The organism is Bacteroides sp. HPS0048, assembly GCF_964240755.1.
Taxonomy (GTDB): Bacteria; Bacteroidota; Bacteroidia; order Bacteroidales; family Bacteroidaceae; genus Bacteroides; species Bacteroides nordii.
This window is the reverse complement of record NZ_CAXSVC010000003.1, coordinates 262,044-274,376: the sequence shown is the minus strand read 5'-3', so window position 1 is coordinate 274,376 and position 12,333 is coordinate 262,044. Positions and strand designations below refer to the sequence as shown.

The window sequence follows — 12,333 nt, the reverse complement described above, 5'->3', positions numbered from 1 at the left end:
AATTAGACTGAACTCTGCCTATTCTTCTGCATTATTTTTGTCAATGAAAGCCGCTATAACGAGGCTTCTGTCACTTTACAGGCTCATTCACTCCAAAACCGAACAAAGCAAAATCTCCTTTTACCGGATCATCGGGCCAGATACGTGCCAATGCTTTCGTAATATCACTTGCTGTTTTGATACATTTACGGCTTTTTGTCAAGCCCAAATCGGTAGAAATACGATGAACGTGAGTATCAAGTGGAATAATCAATTCACGGGGATGAAACTTCTGCCAGATACCAAAATCAACACAGGAATCCCGACGAATCATCCAGCGCAGAAACATACACATTTTCTTGGCTTCGGAAGTACTACGTATTGCGGGCATACCGTTGATATGCCCCAAAACTGATTGTAATCTTTGTAATGGTGAGAATCCTTCAAAGGACTCATAAAGATAATCTTCCAATGTCGGGGTTTGAGAATACACCGCATGTAAGGTACTACACAACAGATAAAAATCATCATAAGAATAATATCGGTAAAAACTTCTCTTTTGCCCTGCATACATTTTCCACTCTTCACTCATGATATAAGAATGAGGAGCACAACTGAATAGTTCACAATCCACCCGGTCTGCACTTTTGATAATGGCTTTACGGTTTCCGGTAGCTATCCAGGAAGTTACGAGACCTGAAATTTCAATATCTACCTGAGAAGTATAACGATGAGGTATTTGTATCGGATCTTCTGTGATAAAGGCCGGAGTCTCATATCGTTCCGCCAATAACATAAGATGTTCTTTCAGTTCTTTATTCATGATTATTACAGATATAGTAAGAGCCATAAATCAGGTTGATTTATGGCTCTTTTCATTTGGAGCGGCAAGCGAGACTCGAACTCGTGACCCTTAGCTTGGGAAGCCATATTCATCAATATATAAATCATTTATTATCAAATAATTAAAAAATAATGCAAAGTAATTTGCACCAAATTTGCATTATATCTTTTTTGTAAAAACACATCTCCTTGATTTATGTACCATAAAAATATAATTTTTAAGCAAAGATAATAATAATGAATATATAAACCTTATCTTCACCGGATGAAACACACATTAATACTTTTCACGATAATAGCAATCACTGGTTGCAGCCGTGAAGAAATCACTGAAACAAACAAGCAAGAGTTGAAAACAGATATAACTCCTGCTGTAGTAGACAGTACTGATAACGGTCTTGATCCTGATATTGGAGATTGGAAGCCAGGAAGTCACGTAGAGGCAGATATGGAAGAAAAAGAAGAATAAATTAAGGCAGCTTATTGGGCTGCCCTAATTATTAATTTGCAACTACCATTCGTTTAGTATCAATCAAACAATCATCAACTATAAGAGAATACATATAAACCCCATTGGTTAGTTCTGTAGTGTTTACATCAATACTATTTTGACCAATAGAAGTTATCGGTATTTTCATAACCAAGATTCCCATCATATTGTAAAATTGTAAATAGGCACTTTTTCGCATCTCAGGTATCAATAAAGGTATGGAAGCTACAAATGAAGCCGGATTAGGAATATTCTGATATAATTTTGCAGAATACTTATCAATATCTATTTCATTTTCTACTATATTATCTTCATCTATAGTAACCCGAGTCAAAACTTTAGGTGCTGTACCATTGTAAATTCTAACAGTACTTCCTAACTCAGCAGTAAATCCCGGTAAAAGGTGCACTGAATTATAACCATTTAGAGTTACATTTGCATCTTTCATCAAAAAAACATTTTCAAGATATAAATTGGGAAAATCGTATTCTTTACGGGAAGAAATATACTTATCTTTAATTGTTCTATCAAATCTTCGAATTGTAATATAAGTAGATTTTCCTGTTTCACGTCTATCTTCGTCATAAGGAGATATTCTAATTTTGTCCCCCTCACCATCATTATTTCCACAAATTAAAGTCGCTTTTCCATTACTTATAAATATGCTACCACCAGAACTGGAAGGAAAAGTCCAAAAAAATGATTTAAATTCATAATTAGGATCTCCATACCCCACTTCAAACCAGGATTTTGCCCGAAGAGTATATATTGCCTTTTGACCTATCGGAATATAAATTTCGTCAGATTCAATGTCGAATTCATCACATTCAACTATTGTATAAACACGCTTCAAATTACGAATAAGGACATCAAAAGGATCAGAATAATAAATCCCTCCTGAAACTCTTACCTGAAACCGTAGCGACCCTCTAAAACTATCTTCATCCCATTTCACTGTAACTGGTTGAGTATGACTATAGCTTACAGATAAAGTCTTCTTTCCACTTGGTTGGAATGTTCCATTTTCAACTTTCCATTCTACATTAGTACCATATGTTACACCAGAGCAATTATAATTATATGTTATATTAGAACCTGAATACACTTCAGTTTGTCCAGTTACTTTAAAAGTTTGAGAATATGTATTTATAAAATATCCTGTAAAAGCTATTATAAGAAATATATATTTTTGTATCATTTCTTTTCCTCCTATCGAATATATACATTATTTTATTAAAATTTTCTTACTAAGAAAACCATTTTCATTAAATATTTTCAAAATATAATATCCAGATAATAAATCAGACAAATCAATATTATTAAAATCCTCTACAAATGACTTAACTTTTTGTCCATTCAAAGACCATATCTCTAAATATTTAATGGGATTATCGATTCGTATGTTCAATATTTTTGTAGTTAAATCCAAATTAACAGTACAACAATCATTATAATCCACCATTTTATTAACACTTTTGGTTAGAGAACTTGAGGCAGCTCCTTTACAATCACAATATATCAATGGTGGCGTAGGTATTATTTTTGCGGAAAAAGAGCTCCCTTCCTTTACATGAAAACCATTTTCTAACTTTATTAGGGAATAAGATCTAAAATCGTACTGTCGTCCATTATTTATCACTAAATCAAGATAAATTTCTTTATAAGTTTCCTCTTGTTTGTAATCACTAATCTCGTTTAAATACAAGATTTTAGAACAATCTACAACCTTCACTTTTTTTATAGCTTGACTATTATAATAATTCGTAACAGCCTTTAAAGGATTTCTTCTCTGTCCTAACAAATATTCAAATTTTCCTCCCCAAACATTAAATTTAATTGTATATTCTCCTGGATTAGCCATATATACACACACAGGATGTCCACCTTCAGAATAATACTTTTTATATTTTGTATCTGCCATTTCCCAAGTTGTATTGAAAACATGCTCATGTTCAAGTCCAACATCCCATTGAACTTTATAAATGCCATCATATCGAGATTTCTCGTTTGGAGTAGCTTCTAAACGAGCACAATCATAAAAAAGGACTTTACTCCCAAGTTGAAACTCCATAATACTATCAATATCATAATCATCCATTCGTATAGAAGAAAGAATACCGTCTGACTCTATAATAGGAACAAAATAAACTATTGATTCTGTCTCATTAGTAATACTAATAGCAGTTATATAAACTCTATATATTCCTGCTTTAGTACGATTTACAGGAATTTTCACATCTCTTTGATACGATGTCTGAATTTCAACTTTGGATGGATCATCAACATAATCTTCAAAATCATTTGGCTCTCTATTTATTTTCCAAGTCCATTGTTTTATTCCTGTAACAGCAACAGCCGTATAAGATGCCTGTACTTTTAATGTAGCACCCGTAAGTATAGTTGGTATTTCTGGTTCGACATGTATTTCGATTCTAAAAGCTGATATCTTTACACACCAAATATTTATTAGAAAGATTATTCCTAACAAATATTTTTTATTATCAATAAAATAAGTCATAATAATTACTCAATAAATAAACATTTAGGAACACATTTTTCTCTATTTCAAACTATTAAATTGACATTTCAATTTATCTATCTCATTTTTCATATTTTCAATTATATCTTGCTGTTGAATAGTATATAAAGTTAATTCCTCAATTTTTTGTAGTAATAAAGCATTAACTTCACCGAGGCTAACTCCATTAGCCTTGACATCTGATTCATTAGGAACACCTGGTAAAGTTCCTTTTTCTTCTATATGTTTCTTTACCTCCCCGAGTGTTGGAAGTTTATAGTCCTTCTTAAAAACGAAGTCGGACCAATCGGACTCTACTTTGATCTCTTTTGCACGGATAATACCACTAACGGCTAATTTGTAACCGTCAGTATTGGTGGTACCGATTCCAATACTACCACTCGTCAACAAATTGTGCGAACTAATAGTGCCATTTACATCAAGCTCATTTGCTGGATCTGTTGTACCAATACCCACTTTACCAAATTGATCTATATGCATTCTAGGTTTTAGAACTATTGCGGCGGTATCCTGACTGGTTAGAAACTGCATATATGTACCATACCATCCACTTCTGTAAGATCTTATCGCACTCATACCGGCGTCTTTAAATTTAAAAACAATATCACGTTTACTATCTTCAAAATAAGGCCGATTAGAACCATTTATTACTAAAGCAGAATATGTATTATCCTGTTCTGAACCAATAGCCAATCCATCAACTCCTGTTCCATTCTGGGAAAAAGCAAAATCAAGGCTACCAAATAGAAATAAAATAAGAATAAATGAAGTTATTAAAATGTTCTTTCTCATAATAATATTTTTAAGTGTTAATATTAATTTGCTCTAATGCTTTTTATTTCGGCTTCCATACTCTCCATTCGTTTTTCTTGTTGAATGATGTAAAGTGTCAGTTCCTCTATCTTTTGGAGTAACAAAGCATTTGTCTCTGCCAGGTTTACTCCGTTGGCTTTAACCTCTGCCTCACTTGGTATACCGGGTAAAGTCCCATTTTCATTGATATGGGTCTCAACTTCTTTCAGAGTAGGAAGCTTATAATCTTTCTTAAATACAAAGTCAGCCCAATCGGACTCTACCTTGATTTCTTTTGCACGGATTACTCCATTAACAGCTAATTTGTAACCTTCTGTGTTAGCAGTACCGATTCCAATACTCCCACTCGTCAGCAAATTATGCGAACTAATAGTACCATTTACATCAAACTCACTGGATGGATTAACTGTACCAACACCTATTTTTCCATATTGATCAATATGCATTCTCACCCTCGGCATTCCTGTAGCATCCCCAGGCTGGCTAGTCATTAACTGTAAAAAAGTACCCCATTCATCACCTCTAAACGCTCTTATACCACTTTGCCCTGCATACTTAAAATTAAAAATAATATCTCGCTTCCCTGCTTCACCTGTTGGAGAATTAGGACCTTGAATTATGAATGTGGAATTTGTATTATCCAACTCATTTCCAAATTCAAATGAGTCAGTTACTTTTAATTTCTCCAAATTAACATTTCCTGATAAATCACTCATTAATATTTTATTCCATCCATTCCAAGAAGAAGATAGAAAATCGCCATTTCTATAAAAAACACCATTATTATTAAAACTTAATTGACTTATATACCCAGCCGTTCCGTTAAATCCAGGAGAAATCGTAAGATTCGTAGTAAATCCATATGCAGTACTTATTCCTGAAGTCGTTAAGAACTTCAAGTCTGCTCTAATTGCTTTTTCCCCATAACTATTGGGTGATTCACTTACATCCCTTGTATCATTAACTTCTAAGGATGTTGCAGTTTGCGCACTGGCATTCATTGCCAATAAAGAAAGAATAAACACAACTAATTGATAAAGAATCTTCTTCATAATAATAAAATTAAAATGTTAACACTAATAAGGATTATCTCAATCAATAAAATATCATAGCAAGTCATATTTATAAATATAATTTGCTAAGCGAGAAAGCAATTACTATAAACAAAAATAAAGAAAAATACAAAATAATCCAAAAAAACAACAAATAATTTTGAATTTATTTTCACATAAAAAACATAAAGAAATTAAGCAAATAATAATAGCTTAACAGTGTATTCGTAAGAAAAACCCCGATTCCGAAGAACCGGGGAATGCCACTTGTCGCTACAAGTAAGCTTCTACACATATATAACAATTACCACATAAATAAGTTATAACTAATTCCTGCACCGACATACCAACCATACGGATATCCATATCCGGATTGTAATCCAATCCCCCAGCGTTTCTTTTTCGGTGTGATGATGTGATAAATATCATTTGTTACTGTTTGATACACAGTTCTCGGAAATATCTGCATACTATCCAATCTCGGCCGATAACCGGACATCCATACCCGGTAAAGACTATCCTCATAGTATGCTTGCTCACGATGAATCACAGTATCACCTACATGCATCGTATCCGTCAATCTAATGATTAATAGAGGCGCCATAGGGGAAGGAATCAATAACGTATCAACCTTGACAATCGTCTTTACCTTTGTCTCGGTCTTGATTTCTGCCGGAAATTGCTTGAGTGGACGGAACCAAGCCGCCACACAAACAATTAATAATAGAATTACAAATATCCATGGAAGTACTTTCATGGCTTCACTACTGTATTACGAAGGAAATTAGAGAACTCAGATCTTACATCAAAACACGGGCAAGCTTTGATATACTCTGCCGGTTCTACCTCGCCATTTCCATTCAGGTCAGGAGATGTATCCCGATGGCCCAATAACTCTACAATATCGTACTCTTTGCATAGTTTGGCTACGAGATCACGAAGAGAGTTCTTTTGTGCTTCGGTACGAGTGTCTGCCGGATGTCCGTTTGCATCCAGTCCGCCAATGTAGCAGATACCGATTGAGTGTTTGTTGTATGACACCCCGGAGAATCCTTTCGTATTGCAGTGTGCACCATCAATAGAGAGTGGGCGACCGTTCTCTACAGTACCGTCGAGATCAATTACGAAGTTATAACCGATCTGGGAAAAACCTCTTTGTCTGTGCATACGGTCAATGTCTTTTGCACGTAGGTCCTGCCCGGCACGTGTGGCCGAACAATGGATGATAATAGAATCAATTGTTTTCATGCTGTCCCTCCTTTATGTTCTAATAACCATTTTGCGGCTCACGATCACCACATCTTTTCTTCTCACATCGCTTTAAAGCAAGCTCTAATTTCAAGTTAGAGATGTCCTCCTTTGCTACAAAGAGTTCATCTTGTACGATTCTCAACCTATTTGTTTGCTCGACAAATCGCTCTTCTTTATCCGACAGTTGTTTTTGCAAAAACTCATTATACTCTCTTAAAGTCTTGAATTCAGCACTATCCGCGTTGGCATCCTCTATCCGGGCGTTCGTTTTGCGATTCATGTAAAAATTTACACCCCATTTAATCGCTTCCAATCCACCCAAAGCACCGATGATTGCCAGCCAGTCATTTAATCCCATCTTTTATTGTTTATAAATTTATTAATACTATCTTTGTCGGAGCGATGAGGGTGTCCGATAAGGATTCCCTCGTAATTTTGTTAATGATCCGCCCTGCTTGTGAAAGTAGGGCGGTTTTTCAGCTCTCATAGTTATCTCTACTCATTATTATATGTTTTTTTTAGAGAGCCATTTTTATAAAAACTTATCCCATATGGGTTAATAGAAACCTTCCTTTTTACTGTTCCTGATACTCCATATTCATTATATGTCCCTTCCATTGATATTTCTTCGTCACTGATTACTATGGTGGAATCCCACGGGAGGGATTCTCCCACCTGCATCGCAGTCCTATGAGATTTAATCGTAATATAAGAGCCGAAGGCCGAAGTAGAACCGGATGCCCAAGTAGGGAACCTGATCTCCAAAGCTTTATTACCCAAAGAATCAACCATTAACAGAGACGAGGTATCTGGACTTATGATTACTCGTTTGCCATCCTTAGACGTTTCCACTTTACCGATAAACTCACCGTCAACAGCCTTTATCTTTCCATCCTTATCTACTATAAAATTACCATTGATATTAAGTCCGGTAGCCTCAATGATTTGAGCTAAAAGAGTTCCGGTTATCTCAACCCTATCCCCTTCAATCTTGATACCTTCTTTACTGGCGTTTATAGCGGCTAAAATCTTATTCGGATTACCTTCCGCATCAGCTCCCATTACCTCCACTTTCCACTCACGGGCTGACTGTGTGACCTGCGTACTTACCTTTTCTTCAATCGCTGCATCAGCACCAGAGACAGCAGCATCAACAGCATTCTTGGTTGTCTCTGAAACTGTACTCTGAAAACCTTCTGCTGTTTGATTGATTGAAGTCTCCTTTTCTGAGATATTCTGTAAGATACCGGTAGCCGCATCAACCTGTGTTTCGATCTCTCCAACCTTGCTTTCAATTCCCTGTGCAGTAATATTGATAGAGGCTTCCCTTTCTTTAACGGTATTCAATATTCCCGTTGCTGCATTTGCCGCTTCGTCTGCAAAGCCGGCATTATCAGAAGCAGATGTAGCATATTTCTCAGCCTGTTTCACAGATGCAGCGATCTGCCCTTCTTTGACCTCGAATCTTGTTTCTATATCAGTTATGGTAGTATTAACTCCTTCTAACTCTGTTTCCACTGTCTTATTACTTGATTGCAGAACAAATGTGCCACGAAGTATTACTCCGTCGGCTATAAGTCCGAACCAACGTTTTACTGAGCCTATAACAGATACAGCCCAAGCCGGGATCAATCCGATATCAGCCTTCCCGAGTACACATTTCACACATTTCGGATCGTCATAAGCTTCCCAACTATTGATACCGTCATAAAAGTACTGGCAATTGGTACGTGAAGAGATTCGGATAAATGATTGTCTGTCCGTATCATGTACGTTACCCACCCTGACAATAATCATATGCTGATAAGGAAGAGAATCCCCAACCGGTTCAAGAATTATCGATTGGTTTTCGCTATTCGGATCGTCAAGGGCTAAAAACTTCTGAATCGCATAGATAACTCCGCTATTGGCAGGGTTATGATAGTAACCAACCAGCAAATCATCATTGGCCAAAGGATTTATATCTCCTTCGCGCAAATCCGGATAAACTGTACAAGTACTATTCCCATTATCAACATAAGAAGCGATCTTAATTGAACTGCTAATTATTTCTTCATCTTCTGTCACCTTGATACGGTTATAGACAAACTCGTTCGTGATAAACTTATCACGGGCGTACACAGACTTAAATTCTGCCTCACCGTTGTTCCTGATAATCCACCCGGATATCCCAGAGACGAAATCACCCACATATTCCGGGATCAGTTTTCCCGCATTATTCAATACCTGTTTTCCGGTGGCCTTTACAGAAGAGAGGAAACCGGCTATGCCTGTTGATGATAATATTGCCATATCTTATGATTTACGTTCTATTTTTACAGCGTTAAAGCCAATGCGCTTGCTAATATCAGCCCACATCATGATTGCTAATTTACCATCAGAAACAACAATGTCATCAAACTCCATCCAGGTGGTATTATTCATTAGCGAGAGTTGTGGAAGTTCCATCTCAATTTTATTGATCTTGATGTGGCCCGTAGAAGTGTGGTCATTCTGTGTAGTCGATGACAATATGCTGACCTTATATGTACCATTAGGAACATTCCAACCCAATATAGGATAGACAACATCGTTATACTTATTTGAATACTGATATGTTAAAACCATGGAAAATAAAGAAGAAAGATCGGGATTGAATGATGTAACAGAAAGCCATTTGTCTAACGGAGACACGCCGTAATATGATGTTTTTTCACTGTCATACATCCTACTCCAACCGGGAAGGGCATTTCCGGTCAGGGCGTTATAAATAGGCTTACCACCATCAGGATAACCAGCTCCATTATTAGGATTAGCAATAGTAATATAGGCATTCGCTGTTTCATCGAACATATGATCGACTTTATATTCCCCCCATACATATTCGGCCACTATCGCCACATCATTTGAAGGTTCCGATGCAGCAATGGTAACGGAGCGGGATGCACTTATACTATTATTATGTACAGACACCGCAGAAATATTCACAGTACCATTCCCTATGATACGTAATAATCCGGAACTATCAACTGTAGCAACCCCCTCGTTATTACTGCCCCATGTCACGCCTGTCTGAGTAGTGTTGGCAGGAGTATAGGAGACTGATAGCTGACAAGTATCCCCAATCTTTAAATTGTTAGTTAGACCCGTTATACTAAGCCCGGTCAATACGATTTCGGTTGATTGTTCCTCATAAGTAATCGTACTGCTACGTACAATACTTTCAGATTCTGCATTTTTTAATTGAAGATAAATTATTTTCTCCCCATAACCGGAAGACAATGTATATTGTATGTGCCCACCGGAGTATGCAACCCATGAAGTTGTATTCAGATCACTTGTTTCTCCGATCCTGTAATGGGTGGGAACACCCGTATAAGACGGGGTAATGCCCACGCCCCGTGATGCAGTCGTACTACTGCCACCATTTATCACAATAGAGCTCAAAGTTACTGAATCCGGATTGACATTGAGACGGTCAAGATATGGTTGTCTGAGTGCCTCTTTTAGCTGTGCAACAACATACAAGGCATCGTTCTTCCAGACAGCCTGTCTGGTAGATTCATATTTAGCCGTGAATTCTTCGGCCAATTCTACCAGCTTCGCACTCGCATTCACATTCAACATTAACTTTCCATCCTTAACAGCATAAGAAATGCCTTTTACCTTGTCATCAGTAACAATGCTACCTACCTGTGGCACACCATCCAATAGTAATGTAAAATCCGGATAATAGAAGTATTGGCCTTTAGGCAAATAAATACTTAAATGTAAAGTACCGCCATTAATTGTCTTTTTTATGATGGTATTCTTCCTTATATAATCATACTCATAGTATTCGTCAATCGTCGTGAACCAGATATCATCGCTGCCATCTTTGCCGTAATTGTCATTGAACCAAACAAGTAGATTCACCCAGTCTAAAGTCGCGGTATGGCAGCAGAAATGAAACCATTTACGCTGATCCTTCGCCTTAGCATATTCCGTTATGAATTGAGACTTTACAGCGTCCTGCTCCGTATTACTTCCTGAGGCGACAGGAAAGAAACGTAATCCCACAGCATTATAAAGATTCGGTAGTGAAGAAGGGATAATATTCTCTGCCGGAGAATTCTCTGCGACACTCATAAGGATATGCGGACTTTGAGAGGCGGCAGTTACAAAGACGTTGTTACCGTCCGGCCGTGCCAGGACCTTTATTCCGCGCCCGACACGTTCAATAGACCGTGTACAATCGGCTTTTAAACCGGCTATTACGTTATTCACGTCCTTGTCACTCCCAAAAATTTCAGTACCGATATTATGGTAATAAATACTACAACCGTACTTCAACATCATCTTAACGTCGATCCACTGAAGGTACGGACTCATAAAACGGTAGGTATTATTAGCTGTAGGATCAACCGGGCTCTCAGTATCCATCATTACACGCCCACCATTTTGACAATACGGCCAAACGGCGACACCATGCGTGAAACGTCTTTCATTACCACAACCATCCGTATAGCCCAATGTCTTTTCTAAAGTAGTATCTACTATTGAATCAGGAATATCACCGGCGTCAAGTTGGTTGGCGTGATAAAAGGCATTGCTAACAGGACGACCGTTTATCCCGGCCCACACACGACAGAAAGAAGAGGTGTTTGCGTCATCAGTCGTGAGGCTGACAAGCATCTTTTTATCATACTTCAACACGGGGAAAGATATCGCAACAGAACCCGGGTCTATTGAGTCAGTAGAAGCAATGTCAAGTTCAATCTTCTCAGAGTAAGGCTTGATATAACGTACATTCAGGTATGCTGAAAGGACAAGATTAGTCGCTTCTTTACAACGAATGACTATTTTGGTCTGATAGTCATCTGTTACATACACTTTAGTAATCTCATAAGCGGAAAGGAACATCTCACTTTGTAACTTTTCGCCACTGCTCACAACGAAAGAATCAACCGCAAAATAAAGGTTACAACCCAACGGATCATTGGATATAGTATAGTCTTTCTTCGCCCCTTCGGTAGTGGGTAATTGTAATAGAGTGGAAAAGAGAGAATATACGGGATTCTCTATAACTCCCGAAGTACCGGACATATGGAATACGCCGACCTGGGTCTCCGTATCAGAAAAAGTCAGGCCTTGCGCAGCGGATGCAACTTTGTCATCAACCTCGATCTTAGAATAGGTTTCTCCCTTTGAATATGTTTCCGTTTTAGAGTATACCTGTGCCGGGAGGCCGGTTAGTTTTTGTTTTTCACCGTTTGTGTAATCATTACTTGACAAGCCTTTGCCTGTAATGGAATCCTCTTTCTTATTAATCTCTGATACGATGCTATTCAGCTCTTCTGCCGATAAGGTATCACCTGTTTTTTTTGTAGGTATGTTAAGTGGCATAA

Annotated in this window: 11 protein-coding genes; 1 reads left to right on the top strand and 10 read right to left on the bottom strand. The window is 37.4% G+C overall.

Annotation, left to right across the window (positions count from 1 at the left end):
- Positions 1-70: 70 nt before the first annotated feature.
- Positions 71-802 carry a TIGR02757 family protein gene (locus tag ACESQI_RS03940; RefSeq protein WP_195660392.1) on the bottom strand — a complete coding sequence of 244 codons (732 nt, stop codon included), beginning with the start codon at positions 800-802 and terminating at the stop codon, positions 71-73.
- A 285-nt stretch (positions 803-1,087) separates the two neighbouring features.
- Here ACESQI_RS03940 and ACESQI_RS03935 point away from each other — a divergent pair, with 285 nt between their 5' ends.
- On the top strand, positions 1,088-1,291 hold the full coding sequence (locus ACESQI_RS03935) for a hypothetical protein (protein WP_373125478.1): 204 nt from the start codon (positions 1,088-1,090) through the stop codon (positions 1,289-1,291).
- Between the two features lie 31 nt (positions 1,292-1,322).
- Here ACESQI_RS03935 and ACESQI_RS03930 read toward each other — a convergent pair whose 3' ends face one another.
- The 9 genes from ACESQI_RS03930 to ACESQI_RS03890 form a co-directional block, all read right to left on the bottom strand.
- Positions 1,323-2,510: a hypothetical protein gene (locus ACESQI_RS03930; RefSeq protein ID WP_373125477.1), complete on the bottom strand. Its 1,188-nt coding sequence runs from the start codon at positions 2,508-2,510 to the stop codon at positions 1,323-1,325.
- 27 nt (positions 2,511-2,537) lie between these two features.
- Positions 2,538-3,830, bottom strand: coding sequence for a T9SS type A sorting domain-containing protein (locus ACESQI_RS03925; RefSeq protein ID WP_373125476.1), 1,293 nt, complete (start codon positions 3,828-3,830; stop codon positions 2,538-2,540).
- 42 nt (positions 3,831-3,872) lie between these two features.
- Positions 3,873-4,643 carry a hypothetical protein gene (locus ACESQI_RS03920; RefSeq protein ID WP_373125475.1) on the bottom strand — a complete coding sequence of 257 codons (771 nt, stop codon included), beginning with the start codon at positions 4,641-4,643 and terminating at the stop codon, positions 3,873-3,875.
- A 23-nt stretch (positions 4,644-4,666) separates the two neighbouring features.
- Positions 4,667-5,716, bottom strand: coding sequence for a hypothetical protein (locus tag ACESQI_RS03915; RefSeq protein WP_373125474.1), 1,050 nt, complete (start codon positions 5,714-5,716; stop codon positions 4,667-4,669).
- A gap of 304 nt (positions 5,717-6,020) precedes the next feature.
- Positions 6,021-6,473, bottom strand: coding sequence for a DUF6808 domain-containing protein (locus ACESQI_RS03910; protein ID WP_373125473.1), 453 nt, complete (start codon positions 6,471-6,473; stop codon positions 6,021-6,023).
- The gene (locus ACESQI_RS03905; RefSeq protein ID WP_373125472.1) at positions 6,470-6,964 is read right to left on the bottom strand and encodes an N-acetylmuramoyl-L-alanine amidase; all 495 of its coding nucleotides are present in this window, start codon (positions 6,962-6,964) and stop codon (positions 6,470-6,472) included. Before ACESQI_RS03905 ends, ACESQI_RS03910 begins: the two co-directional genes overlap by 4 nt.
- 19 nt (positions 6,965-6,983) lie before the next feature.
- Complete coding sequence (locus ACESQI_RS03900) at positions 6,984-7,325, bottom strand: hypothetical protein (protein ID WP_251234988.1); 342 nt, start codon at positions 7,323-7,325, stop codon at positions 6,984-6,986.
- 137 nt (positions 7,326-7,462) lie between these two features.
- Positions 7,463-9,259, bottom strand: a complete 1,797-nt coding sequence (locus ACESQI_RS03895; RefSeq protein WP_373125471.1) for a hypothetical protein — start codon at positions 9,257-9,259, stop codon at positions 7,463-7,465.
- 3 nt (positions 9,260-9,262) lie between these two features.
- The gene (locus tag ACESQI_RS03890; RefSeq protein WP_373125470.1) at positions 9,263-12,331 is read right to left on the bottom strand and encodes an Ig-like domain-containing protein; all 3,069 of its coding nucleotides are present in this window, start codon (positions 12,329-12,331) and stop codon (positions 9,263-9,265) included.
- Positions 12,332-12,333: the final 2 nt, after the last annotated feature.